The following is a 25,052-nucleotide window of genomic DNA, read 5'->3' as shown; positions in this document are numbered from 1 at the left end:
AATGGCTCTTTTAGTTCATTGGTAGCATGGAATCGTGTAATCTGCAGGCAGATAAACTGCGACTGTCGATTCGCTGCTTATTCCTTTAAGCATTTTTTTCGTCCCGTCCTTTGGTGATGTACAAAACCGTCCGGTTTCGGTTATTAATTTCCTGTGGAAAATTACGGTATGTCACACGTTTTTGTCTACTACCGGAAGTCCGGCACAGAACAGATCACTGAGAACCAGCAACGAGAAATTGGAATCCCCGCTTTTATCGCGGTTCAGTGGTCGCTGGGGAACGACCTGGTTTTGCCCGTCTTCTTGATCGTATGGAAAATGGCGATGCGCTAATTGTCATCAGACTGGAGCATCCCGGTCGCGATGGGAGGGATGTACGAAAAGCTGTAGAGCCACAGGCGATATAATATATCCAGGGTCACTGTCTGGATCTAGGCGGTGTTGGCCTTACCAGTCCAGCAGTAAAAATGTCAATGCAGGTCATTTCTGCTTTTCCGAGTTCGAACAGGACCTGTTGCTTGAGCGTATTCCCGCTTCAGGTTAAGGTTGCGGGCTTTCGCCTGCACTGAGTAAGAAACAAAAACACACAGCTACTGAACATCTTAATGCCGGAATAAGTATCAGCGTAATTGCCCATATCAGAATGAGCTTTTCCTGGTCTGTTTCAATCATTACAAGACGGTTACTTGTGTTAAATCAAAATTTATATTTTAAAGTGCCGTTTTATATTCTTTCTGTACTTGTGTTATTTATTCATTTGATATTTTCTCTTTCTTTTTTATCTATTATCAACTATATTAAATGAGACATTCCACTTTGTAATACGGTGAGTAAAATTATTAATATAGATCAGCCGTACTAATCCCGAATCAACCAGCTTTCTTACTTAATATCAGTCATCAGTACGCGTAGTCCGGATGTGAAAGCCAGACCGTCATGAGCACGGTGAAAACATCTCCGAAGGATTTTCCGGAGACATGTACCTTCCTTTTACGTTATGGTTCCGCTCCTCGCTTATAACAGACCTAGCAGTTCTTAGGTCTGTCCGCTCTGTTCCAGAAGCGGAAGTGATGACCAAGTTTAAGCATCATTCTTGGCTTGTATAAGAATGGCACTGATCTGGCGGTCAGTAAAACTCCATCGCTTCATCGAAATGCCCTAAAACCTTAGATTAGGAGAAAGTTCTATTTATGCCAGCAGTGATATTTCGGGGGGATTACCTTTGCGCTAAATAAACCGAAAACCGATGCTGATGAATCTCTAACTCGGTGGTCAATTTTTGTTGACCACTACACAATGGTCTGAATGAAGCATCAGATGTATCAGGAGGACCATCCTTAGACACGACAAAACCTGTGATACTTACCGTGGATTCCTCGATGAAGGAACGGTAGTATAGCTATTTTGGGTGATACACACAGTGAATGTCATTGCTGTAGTTGAAGTGAGTAAGAGCGCTTAAGATTAAGTTGAGAAAAAATGAAACTACTTGATAAAAAGTATTACAACCTCGAACCCAAATATGAGTACCTTAAGGACTCATTTATTTTAGGACTAGCATGGAAAAAAACAGATAGTTTTGTAAGAACTCACAATTGGTATGCAGATATTTTAGAACTGGACAAGTGTGCGTTTGATATTAGTGATGAAGTCAATAATTGGTCAAACGAGATCTCAAAGGACGCTCTTTCCAAAAGTGATATTGAATTGATACCGGCTCCAAAAGGAGCAAGCTGGTTCATTAATGAAGGTAAGTGGACTACCAATAAAGATAGTAGAAAGATAAGGCCTTTGGCTAATATATCTATTAAGGATCAGTCTGTTGCTACAGCAGTAACGATGTGCCTTGCTGATGCTATAGAAACAAGACAGAAAGACTGTTCATTGAGCAATCTTGGCTATGCCGAGCATGTAAAGAACAAGGTTGTTAGTTACGGAAATAGGCTTGTCTGTGATTGGGACAATGAAAGGGCAAGATTTCGTTGGGGAGGAAGTGAGTATTATAGGAAGTTCTCTGCCGATTATCGAAGCTTTCTACAAAGACCTATCTATATAGGCAGGGAAACTGTAAATAAAGTTAGTGGAATTGATGATGTATATATTATCTGCTTGGATCTAAAAAATTTCTTCGGCTCTATAAAAATAAATCTTCTGTTAGAAAAAATAAAAAAAATATCCTCTAATCATTATGGATCTAAATTCATAAATGATAATGAATTTTGGACTTTGGCGAATCGTATTTTAAGTTGGAATTGGCCTGAGGAATCTTTATCTTTACTTAAGAGTTTGGATATAAAAGAAGAAAATGTTGGCCTTCCCCAGGGATTAGCTTCTGCTGGTGCTCTGGCGAATGCATATCTCATTGAGTTTGATGAATCTTTAACTTCTAAGCTTCGTACTAAGATAAAAGATAGCCAAATAATACTGCATGATTATTGTCGATATGTTGATGATATTAGATTGGTGATTTCTGGAGAGGCACTAGAAAGTAATAAGATTAAGGAATCTATTCATGTATTCATTCAGAGCATTCTCGATGACACATTGGATCAAAATCAGTCAGATAACGAACCATACTTAAAAATTAACGATAGCAAAACTTATATTCTTGAGCTTTCAGATATTGACAACGGAAGTGGGCTTACAAATCGAATCAATGAAATTCAGCATGAAGTAGGAGCTTCGAGTATCCCAGAGCGTAACGGACTCGATAATAATATACCGGCACTTCAACAATTATTAATGACCGAACAGGATAATTTTTCAGAGGATGTTGATAGTTTATTTCCTGGTTTTAAAAATGATAAGTCGATAAAAGTTGAATCTGTACGTAGATTTTCTGCCCATAGGCTGGAAAAAAGTTTGGCTAAAAAAAGCAAGCTAATTTCACCTGAGGAGAGAAAGCAATTTGATAATGAATCTTCACTGATTGCAAAAAAATTATTAAAAGCCTGGCTAAAAGATCCATCGATTATGGTTATCTTTCGCAAAGCGATAGCTATAAATCCTAATCTAGATGCTTATAGCGCCATTCTTGGAATTATTTTTTCAAGAATACAACGCAATCGTGATAAACGTGATAAATATATAATGTTGTATCTTCTTTCTGATATATTTCGTAGCGTCGTTGATGTCTATCGGACCCTACAATCAGAATACGTCGCCGATTATCAAAAATTGATGGGTGAAGTTACATTATTTGCCCAAAAAATACTTTCCTGCAAATCTTTTATTCCAAACTACGCATACCAGCAAGCATTACTTTATCTCGCAGTGATCAATAAACCGTTTATAGCTAGTAATAAAGCCTCTTTTGATCTTGCAAGGCTTCAAAGCGTCTTAATTAAACAGCATTTAGAACCGTTGAATAGTAGTGATGGATACCTATTTGAGGTATCTGCTCAAATCAGTAAAGACTACCGAGCAAATGCTGCTTTTCTACTTTCTCATACAAATAATAACAAAGTAGTAGACTTAATTATAAAAAAATTTGCTTTCCGAGGAGGTGAATTCTGGAATACCATTTGGAAAGAAATTGTAAGGATGCAAGATAAAGAAAGGATTAACGAATTTAGATGGGCCATAGCAAAATATGAGTCAAAACCAAATAGTTCGGAGCACTATCTTTCATCAGTGATCAGTTTCAAGGAAAACCCATTTAGATACGAACATGCCCTTCTCAAGCTAGGTGTAGCATTAGTTGAACTTTTTGATGATACAGAGAAAAACGTATGGCAACCTGATGGTAAGCAGTATTCCCCACATGAAATAAGAGTAAAATTAGACGGTAACTCAACCTCATGGGGTGAATTATGGCGTCCAAATATTAGTATTTCATGCTCGATAGATAAAAAAGGTGAACCTGGTAAAGACCCACGCTATGTAAGCCCTGAGTGGTTGGCAAATTATCCACAAACTCAAAATGATGAACAAAAACTCTATTGGGTTTGCAGTGTGCTAAGAAGTGCAGCTTTAGGCAATGTAGATTATACACAAAGAAATGATTTAAAACTTGATAAAGCTAATTATGATGGTATCCATTCTCAGTTTTACAAGCGACGTATGGGAATGTTACATACACCAGAGTCAATTGTTGGTTCATATGGAACTATAACTGATTGGTTTGCAAGTTTTCTTCAGCATGGATTGCAATGGCCAGGTTTTTCTTCTTCGTATATAAACCAAGATGATATATTGTCAATTACTAACCTTAGTGAGTTTAAAAACTGTTTGTTGGAAAGGCTAGGCTACTTAAATACGCAGATATGCATTTCATCGAATGTTCCAACCTTACCGACTGTTGTCAATAGGCCTGAATTAGCATCCAACCATTTTAGAATTGTTACGGTTCAGCAGCTATTTCCTAAGGATAATAATTTCCATCCTTCTGACGTGACATTGGCTAATCCCGATGTGCGCTGGAAGCATAGAGAGCACCTTGCGGAAATCTGTAAGCTAACGGAGCAGACTTTAAATGCAAAACTTAAAACTGAGTCTAGAGATCATACAAGCACAGCTGATCTGATCGTTTTTTCTGAGTTGGCAGTTCACCCAGAAGATGAAGATATAGTTAGAGCGCTGGCATTTAGAACCAAAGCCATCATTTTTTCCGGTTTTGTCTTCTGTGAACAAGATGGCCGAATCGTTAACAAAGCTCGTTGGATTATTCCAGACTCTTCAGAATCTGGGACCCAATGGCGTATCCGTGATCAGGGGAAGCATCATATGACCAGTGATGAAGTGGCTCTTGGCGTTCAAGGATATAGACCATCCCAGCATATTATTTCAATTGAGGGTCACCCTGAAGGACCATTTAAATTAACTGGTGCGATTTGCTACGATGCAACAGATATAAAGCTTGCGGCAGATCTGAGAGATTTGACTGACATGTTTGTCATTGCAGCATACAACAAAGATGTAGACACATTTGATAATATGGCTTCAGCACTACAATGGCATATGTATCAGCATATTGTTATTACGAATACGGGAGAGTATGGTGGTTCAACTATGCAAGCCCCGTACAAAGAGAAATATCATAAATTGATTTCTCATGCTCATGGGACTGGTCAAATAGCAATTAGTACTGCTGATATAGATTTAGCAGCATTTAGGCGGAAGCTAAAAATATATAAAAAGACCAAAGCCCAGCCTGCTGGATATAATAGAAAACATTAAGGGTTATTATGGATACGTTAGTTAAGTTAGCTACGATTGTTTCTCCATTAGTTAGTGCTGGAGTAGCTATTTGGGCAATTTTGGTTGCTAAAACAACCATCAGTGAAAGCAAAGAAATTGCCAAGAAAACCATTGCTGATACGGCCTACCAGGCATATTTGCAATTAGCCATGGAGAACCCGCAGTTTTCGAAAGGCTACAGTGCAGATTGCAGACAGGAGCGAGACCCTATGTATGACCAATATGTTTGGTACGTGGCCAGGATGATATTCTGTTTTGAGAAAATCATTGAGGTTGAAGTAAACTTAAAAGATAGCTCTTGGGCAAATACGTTGGAAAAACATTTGAGGTTTCATTCTGAACATTTTAAGAAAACTAATGTTATCGAAGAGGCTCTCTATATTCCCCCTATTTTGGATCTCATAAGATGTGCGGCTAACTAAGAACCTATCCCAATAGGAGTGTATTCTACACTATAAGCCCACTGGAAAATGTAACATCCCAAGATAGTTTTTGGGGTTGTTTCCCAGTGGGTGGTAAGTGTCATGATAGTTTTCACCCCCGGTGGGGCTGCAGAGCATTTTATGGGGCGGGTGTTACATTGCGCGATAAATTTGGAATCGTGGCTTTAATTTCCGCTCCTCGCTCTTCTCTGACCTCGCGGCGTTTCAGGCGGCCCGCTCCGTGCAAGGAGCGGGCGTTAACGACCAAGCATCGGCGGCAATTGAGCGCAGCGGAATTGCCGTCCGAGTGCAACTCCTTTTTATGTGATTACTGCATTGATTCGTTTATATCTTTGGGTAAAGGCCTCTCTGCCACCTTCCATCACTCGGCATATCTCATCGCGTATGGAAGGCTCTTGAAGCCCCCCTTGCGTCACAATTCTGGTTTGGCCAGACCGAATATCAAGGGCAATGACGTTTTCCGCGTCACCATTCACGACGATGTTGGCGTTGTGCGTGACCACTAAAACCTGCCGTTTTTGTTTGATCTCCCTCAATTGCGTCACGATCAGATCATAGATTAAGTGGTTGTCAAGATCGTCCTCAGGCTGATCAAGTACGAGAGGCTCATTGCCATATGAAAGGATAAAAGCAAGGAGAGCAGCCGTTTTTTGACCCGGAGATCCTTGCTCTACGGGTTTGAAAGTCTCTCCGTTCTTAAGGCTATATCTGATATCCAGAGAATCACCTGGAAACCAGCACTGAATCCGATCTATCTGTTCCGGAGATAACCCCTGAATGTGGGATACAAAACGTCGATCTTTGGAGGAAGCCACCGCTAAAATATCGTTTTCATGGATTGCAAGTAGCGATGATTTCAATGACTTAATTTTATCATCCATAGTTTTGGATTGGTCTTGCGTTAGATTAGCCAGCAAGCCCTCATCCCCGTCAACTACCCCAATGTCGCGGTCAAAGCCGCCACTGCCTCGGCCGATCAGGTTACGGAATTCTTCCTCAACCGTGAGCTTGTTTCCAAACGGAACGACATTGATCTGTACATATGAATTGCCGACGAGGGTCTCCTTGAGGAAGTCCTCACGAAGCTTGGTTATCATGGCCCGATGCTCATGGAGCTTGACCAAGTACTCTTCCGCGCTCTTCTGATGCTGCGCAAGGGTTTCTCTCTTTTTGTTGAATCCCTTGAGCTTATCTTCGAAATCTTGTCGCTGCTTAACCAGAACACCATATGCAGATGGATCTCCTGCATCTGCTGCGCTGAGTTGACCGAGGAGGCCGGTGTATTCCTGGTTCGCCGCTGTGATTCTTTTCGATATTCCCAAATCTGTCCGCGCTTGATTCCACGAGTTATTCGCATCATCAATCCGCTGCGCTATTGAGCTCATCTCTATCTGGAGCTTCTCAAACTTCGCACGGATGCCCTCGACGGTATCGATGAGTTCTTTGTCATCCGCATTCCCAACGTCGAAATATTGTAAATCCAATTCTGGTGGCAATAGGCTTCCTGAAATATCCCGGACCAGTTCAGCGGAACCTTCCCAAGTCTTTACCCAGGAGTCCATGGCCTTACTCTGGTTCTGTCTGAGTTGGTAAGCCTTAAGGACATCCGCGTGGCCCGCCTTTTCAAAAACATCGAGCTTGCGTTTAACGTCCTCAAGCTGACCTTTGGTTACCGATTCCTCCTGAAGTCCGGCCTGAACTTCACGCTCCTGGGCGCGAAGCGAGAGATATTTGGAAACCAATTCATCCCACTTAAGCTGCCAATCACGATGATTGACCGCCGGGGCATCATCGACAACCTGCAAGAGTGCCTGGGGATGCTTCGCCAATTCGAATATCTGTTTCTGGCTGTAAATCCTGACAGGAAATCGCTGTGCTATGTCTCCCTCGGAAGCGCTCCAGATTCCGGGAGCGGTCTCTTCCTCGATGCCGTATATGTCGTCGGTGTTAGACCAGGTTATTCGGAAACGGCCACCGTCTTTTCGAAAACCGACAGTAATTTTCGTGGAATCTTTTAACAGCCCTTCATCCTGGCGGTCTTTCGACGTTTGACTGTATTTGGTAAATTCCTTTTCAAGACTCTTGGGGATTTCTCCCTTTCGTTTGAGAGCAATCCGCAGGAATTCCAACGAAGTCGATTTTCCAGTGCCCCGTCCACCAATGATGGTGTTGAGCCACGGGTTCAATTGACAAGATAAGGATTGCCCTCGCCCCAAGTACTTCGCATCGTCAACCACGATACTTTCGATGGAGAGTTGTCCATGGATATTGGGGTCACCAGTGAAGTTGTCCGATCGCTTCAGTGAAAGAGCCCCATCAATGAGCGCCAGCCGTAATCCGTCATAAGATGGCTCCGACATTTTTACCCAAGTGAAATGGCTACCAGGGTAGCGTTGATCTCCGGTACCGGATGGATGATGGGAATCGCTTCCAAGAACCTCTGCCCAATTCAAATTCTTGCCAATGTAGAGCTGCGGTTTTGCCTGAGCAAGGTCCGTTACCTCCATGGCAAAAACACATTTTTTATCAAGCACCTGTTCCAGTGTGTTGCCGGTACAGACCGTAAAAAGCCCGCTGGACTGATCTACATGAGCAGGTATTGCAAGCCCACCTGACCTGGCAATTTCGTCAATCACCTCAACTGCCGAGCATTCAGAACAGCCGTCGCTCTTTCCTTTGGTGGCGCGATACCTGACCGCACCAAGCAGTGAGTCGATATCAGAGGTTGTCTTGTCTTGGCCGAAAATGGCCAGAATATGGATATTCCCCTGAACGGTAAGCTCAATGCCTGGGAATAAGTAGAGTGGTCGATAATCTTCATGACCTTCAGATGCCAATTCCTGGAGTGCCAGCTTGAGTGGATCAATCCAGGCGCCTGAATTATGGTCCGTTATAGCGACGCAATCGATGCCTTGTCGCATGTAGTTGAGCAGCCAATCTTTATGAGTAATCTGTTTATACTGAGCTTGGTTAGGCCCTTTCCCATAATCGTCCGATGTCGGAGTGTGATTATGGAAGTCGAATTTCCACCACCGAGAACCAATCCAGTTCATTTGTACTGTTCCTGTTCTTTTTATTAGTACGGCTGTGCAAGGTCGCTAACTTTGCAAACTAGATTACCTTGTAAGGTTGGAAAGTCCAATGTCCGCAATTCGCTCTCAGCAAACCTATAGTGAGAAACTGACCGTTTTGGTCCAGAGATGACGTTATGACACGGTTGGCAGGATATCTAAACATGCTTGGTGCGCTCAGACGGGATACTTACACTGGCACCGTGCCGCTGTTCTGTCAGTTGTTTTCCGTCACCGTTATATTGCGGCTTTGCATCTGATCTGTTTGGTCAGCGAACGTCAATCGCCGCCGCTCAGCACGCGCCCGCCGGTAGTCGTGGAGAAGTTAGCGCCGTCCCGGCCCAAGGTATCGTTACCCTGCAACAGGTCGCTAATGATCATTGTTTCAGCCCATGCTAGCAACAAGTTGACTCTTACAAAACTAGGGAATAACATAATAACCTTACATTTTATGAGGATAATATGTATGAGTTATTCAAAACCGGCAGTTTTAGCGAAAAGTTCTGCATACAAGGCGGAATGCCGTCCTAACAATAAACCCAGCGGCAGACCCTGCAACCCTCCAGGACCTGGCAATCGTTAATTTCGCACTCTGACATACAGCGAAGCGGCGACAGTTTTCGTCGCTTCTTTATTTATATACAGCCGGAATATAATCTTATGTATTTTAAACTCAAATCAAATGTACTATTCAGGAATTACGGTCATTATGGCTATATTACGGATGATAGAAACTACAGATATGTAAAAGATGAGGTGATAGGGGAACGGATTGTTTCAGAAAGTGGAGCTGTGTTTTTATCTACTTTAAATAAGACGCCAAAATCTACTCTTGATATATGTACTGAACTACTTGATAAGTTCAAGGATGTCAGCATTGAAATAATAAGAGATGATGTCGAAGAGTTTTTCTCTGAGTTAGTTTGTGATGGTTTTTTGTGTAAAGGGGAGACTTCTGCTGAATGTAACAGCAATGATTATGTTTTTACATATAAAGATATAAATAGTAAAGTAAAAATCGACATAAGTAAGGATGATACATACAATACAAATGAGTTCCTTGAAAAGCATGAAAGCGAAGTAAACCGCTTGACCAGCGTACATATAGAAATCACCAGTAAGTGTAATGAGCGATGTATTCATTGTTATATCCCTCATGAGAAAAAAATAAAAACACTGGACACAAAAAATATCTATGCTTTGTTGAAACAATGTAAAGACATGAATGTGCTGCATATAACTCTGAGCGGAGGGGAGCCTATGTTGCATAAAGATTTTTGTGACATATTAAAGCAATGCAGGGAGTATGATTTTGCTGTCAGCGTTCTTACTAATCTCACGTTCCTGACTGATGAAGTCGTGACTGAGATGAAGCTGAATGGATTGTTGGGGGTTCAGACATCGCTGTATTCAACAGATCCGGTCATTCATGATTCAATAACAAAAATGAAAGGAAGTTTTAAAAAAACTAAATCATCAATACTTAAGTTGGTCGAAAATGATATACCGTTACAGATCAGCTGTCCAGTAATGAAACAGAATAAAAATTGTTATCACGATGTCATTGAATGGGCAAAAACATATGGGGTTGCTGTCAGTTATGATTATGCTTTGATTGCCGAATATGATCATTCAAATAAAATCATCTGTAATCGACTCTCATTAAATGAAGTCAGTAAAATTATCAAGGATAAACATTCTGATGATAAAGCTTATCTTGATAAATTGAAAGATGACCTAGTTAATAAGAGTCATGTTGATCCAGAAGATCCTATCTGTTCGATTTGTAGTGTATCTGTTTGCATTGCTGAGAACGGAAACGTTTATCCCTGTGCTGGCTGGCAGTATTGTGTTTTAGGTAACATTCTGGAAACATCATTAAATGATGTCTGGCATTTTTCTAGGAAAATAAATTTATTAAGAATGATAAAAAATAAAGACTTCCCCGAATGTATGCAATGTGATCTTAAAGGTATCTGTTCAATGTGCATGGTAAGAAACGCAAATGAAGATTGTAATGGTGATTATTTGAATATCAATGAATATTTTTGCAATATAACAAAAATAAAAAAAGAACTGTTAAACTAAAATCCCCCTAAAGATGCTGATAGGATCGATCCATACGGCCCTTAGCCTAAGGCAATAGGCACAAATTAGTTTGCTCCCGAGTGCTGAAAGAATCTGCGGGGGAGCAGATTGCCCTTATTACGTAGCTAATTTACTGAAGGTACTGATTCAACCAGATACGAGTGCCTTCAATATCATACGCTTTTTCCCCATACCCTTTCGCAAGCAGGGACTCTGGTAAATACTCGTCATATTTATCCAAATACTTTTCTGGAACATCTGTGGCAAGGTCAAACGCTGATGGCAAGCCTGATAACAGCATGGCTTTAAGCGCGTGTTGAACGGTGGCTACACTTGAATTGTCGATCTCTATAACACCAGCAAATGAATTGGCTTTAAAGCCACAACGTATAAGCAAGGCTGTAATCGTATTCACAACTTTATCCCCCATCCAGGGGATTACGTAACAGTGTTGCCCACTCGTAATAAAATACTCATTTTGCAGGTTATAACGCTGGAAGTTACTACAGCCTTCTGCAAAGAGGCCTCTGGCGGTAGAGTCGGCATAATCTACTCTCTTGCTACCTATCGCTATGCGGTAATCATTTTCCCTATAGATAGCGAGCATCTCCTGACGAACGGCATCATGAACAGACATTCCTCCCCCACTAAATTGTGGTGGCTGACCGCCTTTGGTTGCCTCTACATAGATAACTTTTTTCTCTGTATCGATCTCTGTAACTTTCCAGCGCCGCCCACCGAAGATTATGTGTTGGTCTGGTAGCAGTGGTGAGTCCACAGGCACTGTCCCAAGGGTTCTGTTTCCTGTGACAATGCGGAATTCTTCTGGTGTATTGAACACGGCATAAAATGTGTAATGGTTAGTCAGTTTTTCCCCCTCTGCCCCAACAACCATTTCGCCGCTAGCAAGTTGAGTGAGCAGGCCACATGTTCCCATATGCTTAAGCAGGCTTTTGAAATCGCTTAAATCTACATTTCTAAACGGCCCTGTCTGGCATAGTTGTGACCAGAGCTGATCGGCACGAACTCCGCCCCATTGTGCGGTAATAGCAAGAATCTGGTGTAGCAGCGTGGAGTAATGCATCTGTCGAGCATCAGCTGGTTCAAACCATTGTTTAGAGATCATCAGTCTGATCATGGCCATCGACTGGACCAACTGCAGCCGTAGGTGGTCAACGATACTGCTAGTTACAGTAAGCTCATTTTCTGTAATTAGCATTCTCAGAACTGATGGGGAGTCGCGTCGCCCAGAACGCCCCATACGCTGACGCAAACTGGAAACAGAATGCGGAGGCGTAACTTGTATAACCGACTTAACCTTACCGATATCAATACCCAACTCAAGCGTCATTGTACAAATAGCTGTGGTGGGCAAATTTCCTTTCTGAAGACGAGTTTCAAGCGCCTCACGTAATTCCTTGGCAAGGGAACCATGGTGGGGAAAGAATTCATTGGGAACAATATGTTCTTCACACATGTCGCTCAGCGTTGCCGCAATACTTTCAGTACGCTTTCGACTGTTTGCAAAGACCAAATGAGAATCGCCACGGCAAAGTCTAAAAATGTCAGCGCAAACGTCATGTTCAGCTGGACTCTGAAGTTCTTCCCCTTTTTGAAGCACTTGCTCCAGATAACCTTTGACCTGGACCTGAAGAGTGGCTGTGCTATTACTATCTGTAACAGTTACGCAGGATAGTCGTTTGTCCGGGCGCAATAGTTCGGGCACTTTCTCCAGTTCCCCCAGAGTGGCACTCAACGCTACGCGGAGAATTGGATTTACATGGCGTCCTAGCACATGGTCAATTCTATTGAGCAGAGAAAGCAGCTGTACGCCACGCTCTGAGCCAATAAAAGCGTGAAACTCATCAATAACAATGTATGCAACTGAAGAAAACGCCTGTTTGAGCCAGCCCATTGAGTTTATGAGCAAAGACTCAAGTGACTCAGGTGTAATAAGTAAAATGCCAGCCGGGTTCGTCCGTACCTTCTTTTTTTTGCTTTGTGGTACATCCCCGTGCCAGGGAGTCACTGGCATTTTCAATGCATCTCCAAGGCTCTCAAGACGACGGTGCTGATCGTTAATCAATGCTTTCAACGGGCTGATATAGACGATGCCAAATCCATTAGTGATATCTGCAACCGCCGAACAGGCAGGAAGAAAGAAAGCCTCTGTTTTACCCGCTGCTGTACCTGCACTAATTAGCACGTCTCGATCACGGGCTAAAATTGCCGGGATAGCACTCTCCTGCAAGGGCCTTAATGTAGACCAGCCCTGCTTGTAAACCCACTTACGGACGCGGGGATCGAGACTATCGTAGGCACTGCTCATAGCTTAAAGTTCGCCAGGCCGTCGTCATCGCTTTCCTCCACAATGGCGTCATCCATATCGCTGGGTCTGTCCTCTTCAATCGCCACACCCTCAATTAGTGCTTGCCAGTTCATCGTTCTGTTTTGTTCCAGCACGGCCAGCATATCCAGGAAACCTTTTATGGTATTACGGGGGGTACGGAAGTAAGCGTCTCCAATGGTTTTACTGCAGTGATGCAGAAATCCAGTTAGTGCCTCATCTGGTACCAGATAATTATCTGGCTCTCCGCCTGCATAAACATGGCGAAGATTTTTCAGTAAAATATACAGTTCCTCAGGGGTGAGGCTGGCGAGATGTAGAGTTGGAGATGAGTAGTCAATCACTCCTGCTTTTTGCGCGAACCGGTTTTCCGCCAAACGCGATTGGAGCGCCTCATAGCTGTAAAGACCTTTACGCGGATCGAAAAGAAACTCTGGAGTTCCCCCGAGGATAAAACCTATGTTCTCGGCGGAGCCTTGCAGGCAATCATTCAGGATCCGCAAAATCTGTTCGTAGTTCGCTGTTCTTGCTTGCGTATTATTCAGCTTAAAGAGGTTTACCATTTCGTCGAGGCTGACCAAAAGACCGGCATAGCCTGCCTGGCGGACAAAAAGGCTCATCAGCTTCAAAGAATCATAGAATGAAGCGTCTGAGATAATAGTCCGAACGTCGAGATCGTTACGGGCATCAGTTTTGGTGGTGTACTCTCCCCGCAACCAGCGAATGGCATTGGATTTTAGCGTTTCGTTATCCTGCTCGTGCCCGCGCCAGAATGCATCAATGACCTTCGCAAAGTCATATCCGCCCACCATATCTGACAGAGCTGCCAGACGTTTATGAATAACTGATGAAACCTCGGAGCCGTCCGTGTCAGCTTCCTTTCGTGCCTCCGTAACGAACCTTTCAACAACGCTAAGTAACGCATTACCATCCGGCTTGTTTCTGGTGGACATGTTTTTCATAAGCTCTGAATAGAGATTACGAGCCTGACCTCCCGATGAGTGAATACGTCTGTCAGGAGAAAGGTCAGCACTGACTGACACCAACTTCTTCTCCAGCGCAATAGAGCGCACAACACTCAGAAAGAACGTTTTACCTGAACCATACTCACCGATGATAAGTCTGAAGCTTGCGCCACCGTCAGCAATCCTCTCAATATCCTGATGGAGAGCGGTTATCTCATTCACGCGGCCAACCTGGATATGCTGAATGCCTATCCTTGGCGTTACACCTGATTTAAGTGACTGAATAATAGCGTCGCGTTCTTTCACTCTTATACGTGTTACAGACATTCACTATCCCTCTAATTCTTTGGCAATTTCCAGATCAACCCAGATATCATCATCGGCATCGTCCAACACCGGAGCATCAACCACCGCATAGGACCAGTCATTGATCACCTCAAGCGCACCGCCGAGCATCAAATTCAAATTTCCGCACAGCTCTGTCGCCTCTTTCCGGGACCACTGTTCTTTCTCCAGCAAACTGCGATAAAGCTGGCTATGTGCGGGGTCAAGGCCTCCCTCCTCCGTTAATGAGGCTGGAGCGCTTTCTGATTCTTCCGGTTCTTCTTCGGTGAAAATCGTGTTCAGTAATTTACGAACATCATCCGTGGCAGATTCGTGGTGGGCAAGTACATTAGCATCCAGTCTGAACCCTGCCGTTGGCTGCTCAGTTGGTACAGACGAAACGAGATCATGTTCAGTTGCGGAATGCTGATGGATATTGCTTGATACAGATAATGGATCCAGACCCAGGCTTGAATAAATCTTCTCAAGCTGTTTGATTTCGGCAGGCGCTATTGTGCCATCCGAGCAGGCAACACTAACAATAACTTTACCCACTGCTGATTTTTCCGCAGCCCCCATCAACTCAATCCTGCTTTTCATTCCCGTCATATTGGCAGGGGTATGTAACTGCCACGTTAAATATGCGTGTAGAGAGCGCTTTTCATCATCAGTGAAGCCAGTATTGTTGTTGATAGCATTCTCAAGCACTTTCTGTTCGGCTTGATCAAGAGAATTATCAATCAAGGCGACCATCGCCCCTAATCTGAGCGTCATTACTGCTGAGATAAATTCAGGAGAAGGTGAGAAGCGTCCATCTTCACCGGCAGGGAACAGAACAAGAGCGCCATCGACGTCTGCCTTCACATGGTGGTAATACGGATCAGGTGCCAGGCAGTAACCCATTTTCTGTGCAAAGGCCTGCATCAAGTCGGCCTCTTTTTTATTAATCTTCGCTGGGCAGCTGGCATTCATATGGGCCCAAAAATCAGCAACTGAGACTAACCCCTCCTTATTGAGGATCGCCTCATCAGCCCAGAGTTTGAATGAGTTTAATATTTTTTCTGCACTTTCATTAACGATCTCTGAAGGCAGCAACATAATTGCAGCAGTATCATTTACTGAGGTGCCTTTCCTACCAAGGTAGCGACTATATGCATCAAGTTCATCTGTACATATATCGGCAAGGGCAATAATTTTCTGAACCGGGCCCTTCAATGCACTTGGGTCAGGCAAGTCAGGAACAGGAAGACGAATGCCTCGCAAACTGGGGCTTGCAGGTGTGTAATCTAACCGCAGACGTGTTTTATTCGCCTTAACGACCATCCCTTCACCATATTTGAGGGTGTAACGCCGTTTGAAAAGCGCAGCAAACTCTTTGGCACATCGGCGAGCGGGGGTACGCAGCGCATATTCGGTATGGTTTATTACCCAAGCCAACGCCAGTTCGGCTGATACAGGCATTCCCTCATGTACAGTTTTAGCCAAAGCCAGTTTAAATTGCATGCCATTACTGAAACCTGATGCACTATCGAGATCTGTGGCTAAATCCATGTCCGGCCGCAGAATAGACATGGCTTCGAGTAATTGGGTCGAATATCCACGGAAGGAACGGTTCTCACTGAATACCGACCTTAACCGACCGACTTCATTGAATAGGTTACGGAATTCAGCATCAGGGAAATTTTGTTCTGTGGAATCTACAAGCGCTTTTCTTTCCAGACCGTAGAGATATATGAAAACATAGCCTATTGGACACGATGGGTCAGACCTGTCACTGGCAATCCAACTGATATACGCACCACGTGCTTCTGGGGAAAGAGAGGAAAAACTTGGCCAGTATCCTAATGAACTGTCTTCGTAAAGATAAGAAGTGGGTTGTATCTTACATGTGTCATCAATTAATGATGCCTCACTTCCCTCGTCATAATAGCCGTTTAGCTCCTGTCCAGTGGGCTTCATACGTTGCCCCAGATAAATGTGACCACCGGTGATTGTTACACCAGCTACAGTTATCATCTCACCCGGAAGAACCCATCGAGCCAATGCACCTGCTGACTTTGAGGTATTCCGGTAATGATTGGTTGTCACCCGAAATTCGACACCCCGCCCGCTGCTCAGTGTAAAAGTTGCCAGGTTGTCATCTTCGCTATCATCTTTTTGCACAACCGTCTCTTTTTTCTTGGTGTCAGCGCTCCATTCTGTTGCTTTTGGTAGTGCTTTGACGGTTCTGGAAACTGGAGATCCTGCAGATTTATGCTTTTTCTTTTTGAAAAACAAAAAATAAATAACATAAATCGCTGCTAAAAATATCCATAACTCCATGAGCATTAACCTTAAAAATGACTTTTCACATGCACCGACCGAATGGCGAGAGAAAGTAGGGGCAAGGGGAATATTCTTAAAATAATACTTCTAAATTGCGAAGGTTAAAAGCAAATCGCAATAAAAATCAACTCACTGATTCAAATAATAAAAATCATTGAATAGTATGCCAACAATCTACGTCAATGTGGTAAGAGATCAGACAACCGCAACCAATTAACTTAAAATTAATTGTCGGAAAATCATCTATTTCACGCAAAAGAAATATCAAAAAGAAAACCTGCACACTTTTTTGCGCAGGTTCCTTTTCTTCTACGCCTCTTTTCTGCGAGGTAAAGAAGAGCCGTTTGTTAATGATTCTAGATAATCAGCATACCACTGTAGCATCCCTCTCCTGTTCTCTAAATGCTGTGCATGGTTATAAGTCCCACGAATGGTATTTTTATCCACATGCGCAAGCTGCAGTTCAATCCACGCAGTGTTAAATCCTTCCTCATGAAGAATCGTACTCATCGTATGCCTGAACCCATGTCCAGTTGCTCTTCCATGATAACCAATTCGTTTTAGTACCTGATTTATGCTGGCTTCACTTATTGGTTTAGCAATGTCGTTACGTCCCGGGAAAACCAGATTATACCTGCCAGTTATCATCTGGAGTTCACGCAATGCCTCTATAACCTGATCAGATAAAGGCACCAAATGAGGACGCCGCATCTTCATCCTTTCGACCGGAACCTCCCAAACTCGCTTGTCAAAATCAAACTCTTTCCATTCAGCCAGACGAAGTTCAATGGTACGAACCCCCGTTAACATCAAAATGCGGGTCGCAAGCCGTGTTATTGGACTTCCCGAATAAGCCTCTAAAGCCTTCAAGAAATCTGGCAACTGGTCAGACAGTAGATGAGGATAGTGAGTTGATTTCGCCGTAGTTAGGGCACTAGCAAGTTCGGCAAAGGGATTGGTTTTCGCTCTACCCGTAACAATGGCATAAGTGCAAACCTGTTTGCAGGCCTGACGAACCTTCCTCAATTTATCGAGTACGCCACGCTTTTCAAGTTTGCGTAATGTGGTTAGAGCTTCTAACGGTTCAATCTCTGCTATTGGTCGTTTGCCGAGGTCAGGAAATATATCGTTCTCAAATGCCTCCATCAGATCTTCGGCATACCCCTTTGACCAATTGGGGTGCTTGTATTCATGCCATTCCAGTGCAACAGATTTGAACGTATTTTCTACAGCGACTTTACGCGCCTGCTTCTCTACTTTTTTCTTCTCACTGGGATCAATGGAATTGGCCACTTGCCGTTTTGCTTCATCTCTGCGCTGCCGGGCCTCGGACAACGAGATTTCCGGGTAAACACCGAGTGCCAACATCTTTTGTTTCCCATCGAAACGATATTGCAATCGCCAGTATTTAGACCCATTGGGATGGACCAGCAGATGCATCCCTTCCCCATCAGTAAGCTTATAAGGCTTGTCCATTGGCTTCGCACTTCTTACCTTCACATCGGTTAATGCCATTTGAGGCCCCCATGCTGGCTGTTGGTACAAGATTTTATCGAACGGGGAGATACCATCACATATACCAACAAATACTACTTGATGTACGTTGATACGAGTAGAGCTCGGTAGAATAACGACGCGCTAAATTCAGCCAATACCTTGAATTTTAGGCATAAAAAAAGACGTCGGTTGACGTCCGTTTACTTGAAAAAGGTACGCCCTACAGGGTTCGAACCTGTGACCTACGGCTTAGAAGGCCGTTGCTCTATCCAGCTGAGCTAAGGGCGCACTGATATCCCTTACGGGAGAGTTGCGGATCGGGATTATACGGTCAACACCTGTCGAGTCAATGACTTTGCTCTCAGATGCTCGCGAAGTGAGCACCATTGCGCACTTTCACCGCCCTGCCTTTACGCACGAAACATAAACGGTAACTGACAGCGCCGCCCACTTCTGACAAAATATACACATCCCCACTTCTTTTTAGTTACAGATGGAATCTTCTCTCTGATGGCAGCAAAGATTATAGATGGTAAAACGATTGCGCAGCAGGTGCGCTCTGAGGTTGCTGAAAAGGTGAAAGCCCGCCTGGCAGCCGGAAAACGCGCCCCTGGTCTGGCCGTTATCCTCGTCGGTAGCAACCCTGCGTCGCAGATTTATGTCGGCAGCAAACGCAAAGCGTGTGAAGAGGTGGGTTTCATCTCCCGCTCCTACGATTTGCCGGAAACCACCACCGAAGCCGAACTGCTGACGCTTATCGACAAGCTCAATGCCGATAACGAAATCGACGGTATTCTGGTTCAGTTACCGCTGCCTGCCGGTATCGATTATGTCAAAGTGCTGGAACACATTTCGCCGGATAAAGACGTCGACGGTTTCCACCCGTATAACGTTGGCCGCCTGTGCCAGCGTGCGCCGCGTCTGCGTCCGTGCACCCCGCGCGGTATCGTGACGCTGCTTGAGCGTTACAACATTGATACCTACGGCCTGAACGCCGTGGTCATCGGCGCATCTAACATCGTCGGTCGCCCGATGAGCATGGAGTTGCTGCTGGCCGGTTGCACCACCACCGTGACCCACCGCTTCACCAAAAACCTGCGCCACCATGTGGAAAACGCCGATCTTCTGGTCGTTGCGGTTGGCAAACCAGGCTTTATTCCGGGTGAGTGGATCAAAGAAGGCGCCATCGTGATTGATGTTGGCATCAACCGTCTGGAAAGCGGCAAAGTGGTTGGCGATGTGGTTTACGAAGACGCCGCCGCACGTGCCTCGTATATCACGCCGGTGCCGGGCGGTGTAGGCCCGATGACCGTCGCAACCCTGATTCAGAACACACTGCAGGCGTGCGAAGAGTACCACGACGTGGAGAAAGCATAAGATGGCAACATTCTCACTGGGCAAGCATCCGCACGTTGAACTGTGCGATCTGCTGAAACTGGAAGGCTGGAGCGAAAGCGGCGCGCAGGCGAAGATCGCTATCGATGACGGTCTGGTCAAGGTCGACGGCAAGGTCGAAACCCGTAAGCGTTGCAAGATCGTTGCCGGGCAAACCGTTGTATTTCAGGGACAAAGCGTCACCGTAGTCGCCTGATATCCTTTCTACAGGCCCGTTCACCGGGCCTGTTTCCCCTCCCCATTTCCCTTAGTGTCCGCACGGTCAATAATTGATCGCCTTCAAATAATCACATTTTGCTATGACTGAAAGTGAAATTTCAGTTGCGGAGAAGAATCGCTTCTAACACGATAAGTAGAACGTTTTACTAGAACGTTCTACTCACAATAAATGTGCGTATTTCGCGCAACAAAAAAGCATGGATTCGGGGGAATCACACGATGAATGTGTTATCAGGGTTTATTAAATCACTCTCAAAGTTGTCCATGATTGGGCGTGCGTTAATGCTGCCCATCTCATTACTGCCGGCCGCCGGTCTGCTGCTGGCGTTTGGCGATAAGTTTCATTTACCGCTGATGATGAATGCCGGTGGGGTTATTTTCGATAACCTGCCGCTGCTGTTCGCCATCGGCTCGGCGGTTGGTCTGGCCTCTGAATCCGGAATTGCCGCCCTTTCTGCGGCCGTGTCGGTGTTTGTCACCAACATTACCATCAGCACCGTGCTATCGATTACGCCGGAAATGGCTTCACAGGGCGGGAAATATGCGATGGTGGTCGGTATCCCGTCGCTGCAAATGGGGGTGTTTGGCGGCTTAATCTGCGGCATCCTCGCAGCCTGGTGCTATAACCACTTCCACACCATGCAGTTACCTGAATTTTTGGGCTTCTTCTCCGGTAAGCGTTTTGTCGCCATCGCCACCGCGTTTATGTCGTTTATTCTCGGCCTGCTGCTGCCCTACGTCTGGCAACATATCCAGGCGGGCATTGACGCGCTCTCCGTTATCGTTAACGGCGATAATCAGGCAGCCTCAACCTTTATCTTTGGCCTGACGGAACGTGCGCTAATCCCGCTCGGTCTGCACCATATCTGGTATCCGTCGTTCTGGTACTCCTTCGGTGACTACACCACTCAGGCAGGCCAGGTTATCCACGGCGACCAGACAATCTGGTTCAAAATGCTGGAAGAAGGCACCAGGTCATTCAGTAGCGACACCTATCAGAACGCCGGCAAATTCATGCAAGGCGAGTTCCCGCTGATGCTGTTCGCACTGCCTGCCGCCTGTCTGGCGATGTACCACGAAGCGCATACCAAAAACAAAAAAATCGCTGCGGGTATTCTCTTCTCCGCCGCGCTAACCTGCTTCTTAACGGGCATCACTGAGCCGGTCGAATTTACCTTTATCTTCGTCGCGCCGATTCTGTATGTGTTCAATGCGATCATGGCGGGCCTGGCCTACATGTCCATGTACCTGATGCACGCGCATATCGCGAAGTCGTTCTCAGCCGGTCTTATCGACTACATTTCGTTTGGTATTCTGCCGTCGTTTAATGGCTATGAGACAAACTACCTGAATGCGGTGATCATTGGCGTGCCGATGGCGCTGATCTACTACTTTACTTTCCGCTTTGTTATCCGTCGCTTTGATGTCAAAACACCGGGCCGTACCGAAGTGTCTGCGGACGCGAAAGACAAAACGGACGAGGAGTTGGTTACCGAGATTGTTGACCTGCTGGGCGGGGCGAAAAACATTGATTCCATTGGTTCTTGTATTACCCGCCTGCGTATTGAAGTGCTGGACGGCAGCCAGGTGAATAAAGAAGGACTTAACGGTGTGGGCGCACGCGGCGTGGTCTTTGTCGGGGATAAAGGCGTGCAGGTGATCTTCGGCGCCAGAGCCCAGTTTATTGCTCAGGCTATGGCGACATCGCTTGGCAAATAACCTTGTGCTGGTAAGGTGAAATAAGTCTCCTGTATTTATGCAGGAGGCTTTACTATTTCTGACTGATTATTCTGTACTTTCAGGGAGCACGATTGAAAAAGGTCAGCATCATTGATGTCGCTAAACTGGCGGGCGTTTCGGTTTCAACCGTCTCTCTGGTGTTGCGCCAAAAGGGAAAAATCTCCGATGCCACCATCGAGAGAGTTCAGTCGGCTATCAATGAGCTTGGATATGTGCACAACGTCGCGGCCGCTAATCTGCGCGCCAATACCTCGAACCTGATTGGCCTGATCTTGCGTGATTTCAGCGACAGCTTTTCCATCAAGGTGATGGCGAGCATTGTCCAGGAGCTGGAACGTAAGGGCTATATGGTCTTCCTGGGGCAGCCGCTGGATGATCATGAGCACCTGGAACGCTGCCTGCTCTCTTTTAAGCAACAGGGCGTAGCGGGCGTGATATATCTCTCATCGGATCCCCTTAATCCGCATTTACCGGAAAAAATCAGCCAGTGTCCGCTGCCGATGGTGGTAGTGTCCCAATCCATGCCTGCCGAGAGCTGCAATCTGGTGATGCGCGATAGCCGCCAGGCCGCAAGCCTTGCCACGCGCTACCTTATCGAACGCGGGCATCGCAGCATCGCCTATATCGGCGGTCTGGAAAAAGACCTGGTACGCCACCAGCGTTTGTTGGGCGTACACAGCGCCCTCAAGCAATACGGTATGGTGCTACGCGATGAGTATGCTCCCGCCTGCAGTGAATCGACTGAATCAGCCAGCCTGGCAACGCGTCATTTGCTTGAAAAAAACAACACCATCACCGCCCTGCTATGCCATTCGCCGAACGCGGTGATTGGCTCTATCAGCGGTATTCATCAGGTGGGGCGCACCATCGGTAAAGATGTCTTTCTGACGCAACAGGTGGCGCTGATAGGCTTCGAGGATATGCTCCACGTGAACCTCACCTCCCCCTCTTTTACCTATGTTTCGTCGGCCAGTGAAGAGGCGGGCCGTCAGGCTGCGGGGCTGATTATACGTAAGCTGAAAGAGCCAGATTTGCTGACGCAGACGATTACCCTCTCCGGGCAACTGGTGGTGCGGGAATCCGCATAATAAAGCGAGTATTGGCCCGCATTTTTAATGGATGTATATACTGAGCCATTCGCGTTGCATTACGGCGGCAGCATTCGCCACATCCCCCATTTTTTCAGGTGTCATGGCGCACTCTGCCGGATAAGTCACCCTATGCATCAGAGCGGGTATTTCGGTTTTTGTATAACATCACCCTGTTCATACGGCAGAGCAACTATCAGAAAACGCTGATGTTAATTTCCTGCCGCATCGCAAAAATAATTTTTTCTTTATTCCCTGACTTTTCAGAAAACACACATCCGGCGATGTAAGCCGTCTCGTTTATACTCTTTTCTTTTGTTCAAGGACTGACAATGCCAACCGTTATTACTCACGCCGCCGTACCACTTTGCCTGGGATTGGGACTGGGCAACAAGGTGATTCCCAGGGGATTATTGCTGGCAGGCGTTGCCCTTGCGATGTTGCCGGATGCCGATGTGCTGGCATTCAAATTTGGCGTGGCGTACGGCAATGTGTTTGGTCATCGCGGCTTCACCCATTCGCTGTTATTCGCCTTTGTAGTGCCGATTCTGGTGACATGGCTGGGGCGACGCTGGTTTAAAGCGAGCCTGATGCGCTGCTGGGCTTTTTTGACTGTCTCATTGCTGTCGCACAGTTTGCTGGATTCGATTACCACCGGCGGCAAAGGGGTCGGCTGGCTTTGGCCGTGGTCAGATGAACGCTTTTTTGCGCCCTGGCAGGTGATTAAGGTCGCGCCTTTTGCCCTGTCGCGGTATATGACGCCTTACGGGCATCAGGTGATCATTTCGGAATTGCTGTGGGTGTGGGTGCCGGGGCTCATTCTGATGGGCGTGCTGTGGCACTGGCGGTCCCGATAACTCAGGCGGCGTAACCGCCTTATCCGCTGTGGCGAGAGGGGAACATCGCGTTCCCCTCAGGAGCAGTAATTACTTACGGCGCCAGGTCGTACCCTGTGGGCCATCTTCCAGCACAATGCCCATCTCATTAAGACGGTCGCGCGCCGCATCTGCTGCTGCCCAGTCTTTCGCTTTACGCGCATCCAGACGCTGTTGAATCAACGCTTCAATCTCAGCCACTTCGCTATCATCTGCCTGCGCACCGCTTTGCAGGAACGCATCGGGATCTTGTTCCAGCAGCCCCAGCACAGAAGAGAGCTTACGCAGATGCGAGGCCAGCGCATTCGCCGCCGCCATATCTTCTGATTTCAGGCGATTCACTTCACGCGCCATATCAAACAGCACCGAATAGGCTTCCGGCGTGTTGAAGTCATCGTTCATGACCTCAACAAAGCGCGCTTCAAACGCCTCGCCACCGGCCGCCGCAACAGACCTGTCGGTACCGCGCAGCGCGGTATACAGACGTTCCAGCGCTGAACGCGCCTGCTTGAGATTCTCTTCGCTGTAGTTCAACTGGCTGCGATAGTGGCCGGACATCAGGAAGTAGCGAATAGTCTCGGCGTCGTAATATTTGAGCACATCACGGACGGTAAAGAAGTTACCCAGCGATTTGGACATCTTCTCGCGATCGACCATCACCATGCCGGAGTGCATCCAGTAGTTCACATACTCGCCGTCATGGGCGCAGGTTGACTGGGCAATTTCGTTTTCATGGTGCGGGAACATCAGATCAGAACCGCCGCCATGAATATCGAAATGGTTGCCCAGTTGTTTGCAGTTCATCGCGGAACATTCAATGTGCCAGCCCGGACGCCCTTCGCCCCACGGCGAGGTCCAGCTCGGCTCGCCCGGCTTGGACATCTTCCACAGCACGAAGTCCATCGGGTTACGCTTCACGTCAACGACGTCTACGCGCGCCCCCGCCTGCAACTGGTCGAGATCCTGGCGCGACAATTGACCGTAGTTCGGGTCCGTCGGCACAGAGAACATCACGTCGCCATTGTCAGCAACATAGGCGTGACCACGCGCGATCAACTGTTCAGTGATTTCGATGATCTCATGAATATGGTGCGTCGCACGCGGTTCCATGTCCGGGCGCAGAATATTGAGGGCATCAAAATCTTTGTGCATTTCCGCGATCATTCGGTCAACCAGCGCCACAAAGCTTTCGCCGTTTTCATTGGCGCGTTTGATAATTTTGTCGTCAATATCGGTAATATTGCGCACGTATTTCAGCTTATAGCCGATAAAACGCAGGTAGCGAGCGACCACATCAAACGCCACGAAAGTACGGCCATGACCAATATGACAGAGATCGTAAACAGTGATACCACACACGTACATGCCGACTTCCCCGGCATGGATAGGTTTGAATTCCTCTTTTTGGCGCGTCAGTGTATTGAAGATTTTTAACATCGAAGATTCCATGTAGACGTGTGTGGAACGGAAAAACGC

At 46.0% G+C, this 25,052-nt stretch carries 14 protein-coding genes, 1 tRNA gene and 1 pseudogene; 9 read left to right on the top strand and 7 right to left on the bottom strand.

All coding sequences use genetic code 11. The annotated features are described in order from the left end of the window. Positions 1-168: 168 nt before the first annotated feature. From ABIB59_RS09795 to drt1b, 3 genes and pseudogenes are all read left to right on the top strand, one after another. Positions 169-634: pseudogene (locus ABIB59_RS09795) on the top strand (recombinase family protein); the annotation flags it as partial. Positions 635-1,479: 845 nt separating this feature from the next. Continuing rightward, on the top strand, positions 1,480-5,178 hold the full coding sequence (drt1a, locus tag ABIB59_RS09790) for an antiviral reverse transcriptase Drt1a (protein WP_354035192.1): 3,699 nt from the start codon (positions 1,480-1,482) through the stop codon (positions 5,176-5,178). 8 nt (positions 5,179-5,186) lie between these two features. Further along, positions 5,187-5,621 carry an antiviral protein Drt1b gene (gene drt1b, locus ABIB59_RS09785; protein ID WP_354035190.1) on the top strand — a complete coding sequence of 145 codons (435 nt, stop codon included), beginning with the start codon at positions 5,187-5,189 and terminating at the stop codon, positions 5,619-5,621. A 320-nt stretch (positions 5,622-5,941) separates the two neighbouring features. On the opposite strand, the gene ABIB59_RS09780 is transcribed toward drt1b, so the two are convergent. Continuing rightward, positions 5,942-8,695: a TrlF family AAA-like ATPase gene (locus ABIB59_RS09780; protein WP_354035189.1), complete on the bottom strand. Its 2,754-nt coding sequence runs from the start codon at positions 8,693-8,695 to the stop codon at positions 5,942-5,944. A gap of 678 nt (positions 8,696-9,373) precedes the next feature. Between ABIB59_RS09780 and ABIB59_RS09775 the strand changes: the two genes are divergently transcribed. Further along, a complete protein-coding gene (locus ABIB59_RS09775) occupies positions 9,374-10,801 on the top strand; it encodes a radical SAM protein (protein ID WP_354035187.1) in 1,428 nt (475 codons plus the stop codon). Between the two features lie 130 nt (positions 10,802-10,931). Here ABIB59_RS09775 and ABIB59_RS09770 read toward each other — a convergent pair whose 3' ends face one another. The 5 genes from ABIB59_RS09770 to ABIB59_RS09750 all read right to left on the bottom strand — a co-directional run bounded on the left by ABIB59_RS09770 (position 10,932) and on the right by ABIB59_RS09750 (position 18,547). After that, the gene (locus ABIB59_RS09770) at positions 10,932-13,130 is read right to left on the bottom strand and encodes a DEAD/DEAH box helicase (protein ID WP_354035185.1); all 2,199 of its coding nucleotides are present in this window, start codon (positions 13,128-13,130) and stop codon (positions 10,932-10,934) included. After that, positions 13,127-14,440 (bottom strand): ATP-binding protein, encoded by a 1,314-nt coding sequence (locus ABIB59_RS09765; protein WP_354035183.1) that lies wholly within the window; start codon positions 14,438-14,440, stop codon positions 13,127-13,129. Before ABIB59_RS09765 ends, ABIB59_RS09770 begins: the two co-directional genes overlap by 4 nt. Before the next feature lie 3 nt (positions 14,441-14,443). Beyond that, on the bottom strand, positions 14,444-16,759 hold the full coding sequence (locus ABIB59_RS09760) for a TerB N-terminal domain-containing protein (protein WP_354035181.1): 2,316 nt from the start codon (positions 16,757-16,759) through the stop codon (positions 14,444-14,446). A 312-nt stretch (positions 16,760-17,071) separates the two neighbouring features. Continuing rightward, complete coding sequence (locus ABIB59_RS09755) at positions 17,072-18,277, bottom strand: tyrosine-type recombinase/integrase (protein WP_354035179.1); 1,206 nt, start codon at positions 18,275-18,277, stop codon at positions 17,072-17,074. Between the two features lie 196 nt (positions 18,278-18,473). Beyond that, positions 18,474-18,547, bottom strand: a tRNA-Arg gene (locus ABIB59_RS09750). 222 nt (positions 18,548-18,769) lie between these two features. On the opposite strand from ABIB59_RS09750, the gene folD reads away from it, so the two are divergent. From folD to ABIB59_RS09725, 5 genes are all read left to right on the top strand, one after another. After that, a complete protein-coding gene (gene folD, locus ABIB59_RS09745; protein WP_041852424.1) occupies positions 18,770-19,636 on the top strand; it encodes a bifunctional methylenetetrahydrofolate dehydrogenase/methenyltetrahydrofolate cyclohydrolase FolD in 867 nt (288 codons plus the stop codon). Position 19,637: 1 nt separating this feature from the next. Then, positions 19,638-19,850 (top strand): ribosome-associated protein YbcJ, encoded by a 213-nt coding sequence (gene ybcJ, locus ABIB59_RS09740; RefSeq protein ID WP_041852425.1) that lies wholly within the window; start codon positions 19,638-19,640, stop codon positions 19,848-19,850. 242 nt (positions 19,851-20,092) lie between these two features. Next, positions 20,093-21,592, top strand: coding sequence for a PTS transporter subunit EIIC (locus ABIB59_RS09735; RefSeq protein WP_354035177.1), 1,500 nt, complete (start codon positions 20,093-20,095; stop codon positions 21,590-21,592). A gap of 92 nt (positions 21,593-21,684) precedes the next feature. Beyond that, entirely contained in the window at positions 21,685-22,701 is a 1,017-nt protein-coding gene (malI, locus tag ABIB59_RS09730; protein WP_071195796.1) for a Mal regulon transcriptional regulator MalI, read from the top strand. A gap of 332 nt (positions 22,702-23,033) precedes the next feature. Continuing rightward, positions 23,034-23,558 (top strand): metal-dependent hydrolase, encoded by a 525-nt coding sequence (locus tag ABIB59_RS09725; RefSeq protein ID WP_071195797.1) that lies wholly within the window; start codon positions 23,034-23,036, stop codon positions 23,556-23,558. 69 nt (positions 23,559-23,627) lie between these two features. Here the strand turns inward: ABIB59_RS09725 and cysS are convergent, their stop codons facing one another. Then, on the bottom strand, positions 23,628-25,013 hold the full coding sequence (cysS, locus tag ABIB59_RS09720) for a cysteine--tRNA ligase (RefSeq protein ID WP_041852429.1): 1,386 nt from the start codon (positions 25,011-25,013) through the stop codon (positions 23,628-23,630). Between the last annotated feature and the right edge of the window lie 39 nt (positions 25,014-25,052).

The organism is Citrobacter sp. UYEF32 (assembly GCF_040546205.1).
Lineage (GTDB): Bacteria > Pseudomonadota > Gammaproteobacteria > Enterobacterales > Enterobacteriaceae > Phytobacter > Phytobacter diazotrophicus.
The sequence above is the reverse complement of the archived record's forward strand: the minus strand, read 5'-3'. Positions and strand labels throughout refer to the sequence as shown.

Coding starts and splice junctions, on each gene's coding strand:
- ABIB59_RS09735 (WP_354035177.1), top strand. CDS start 20,093: ATGAATGTGTTATCAGGGTTTATTAAATCACTCTCAAAGTTGTCCATG.
- ABIB59_RS09760 (WP_354035181.1), bottom strand. CDS start 16,759: ATGGAGTTATGGATATTTTTAGCAGCGATTTATGTTATTTATTTTTTG.
- ABIB59_RS09725 (WP_071195797.1), top strand. CDS start 23,034: ATGCCAACCGTTATTACTCACGCCGCCGTACCACTTTGCCTGGGATTG.
- ybcJ (WP_041852425.1), top strand. CDS start 19,638: ATGGCAACATTCTCACTGGGCAAGCATCCGCACGTTGAACTGTGCGAT.
- ABIB59_RS09780 (WP_354035189.1), bottom strand. CDS start 8,695: ATGAACTGGATTGGTTCTCGGTGGTGGAAATTCGACTTCCATAATCAC.
- ABIB59_RS09770 (WP_354035185.1), bottom strand. CDS start 13,130: ATGAGCAGTGCCTACGATAGTCTCGATCCCCGCGTCCGTAAGTGGGTT.
- ABIB59_RS09775 (WP_354035187.1), top strand. CDS start 9,374: ATGTATTTTAAACTCAAATCAAATGTACTATTCAGGAATTACGGTCAT.
- cysS (WP_041852429.1), bottom strand. CDS start 25,013: ATGTTAAAAATCTTCAATACACTGACGCGCCAAAAAGAGGAATTCAAA.
- drt1a (WP_354035192.1), top strand. CDS start 1,480: ATGAAACTACTTGATAAAAAGTATTACAACCTCGAACCCAAATATGAG.
- drt1b (WP_354035190.1), top strand. CDS start 5,187: ATGGATACGTTAGTTAAGTTAGCTACGATTGTTTCTCCATTAGTTAGT.
- folD (WP_041852424.1), top strand. CDS start 18,770: ATGGCAGCAAAGATTATAGATGGTAAAACGATTGCGCAGCAGGTGCGC.
- ABIB59_RS09755 (WP_354035179.1), bottom strand. CDS start 18,277: ATGGCATTAACCGATGTGAAGGTAAGAAGTGCGAAGCCAATGGACAAG.
- ABIB59_RS09765 (WP_354035183.1), bottom strand. CDS start 14,440: ATGTCTGTAACACGTATAAGAGTGAAAGAACGCGACGCTATTATTCAG.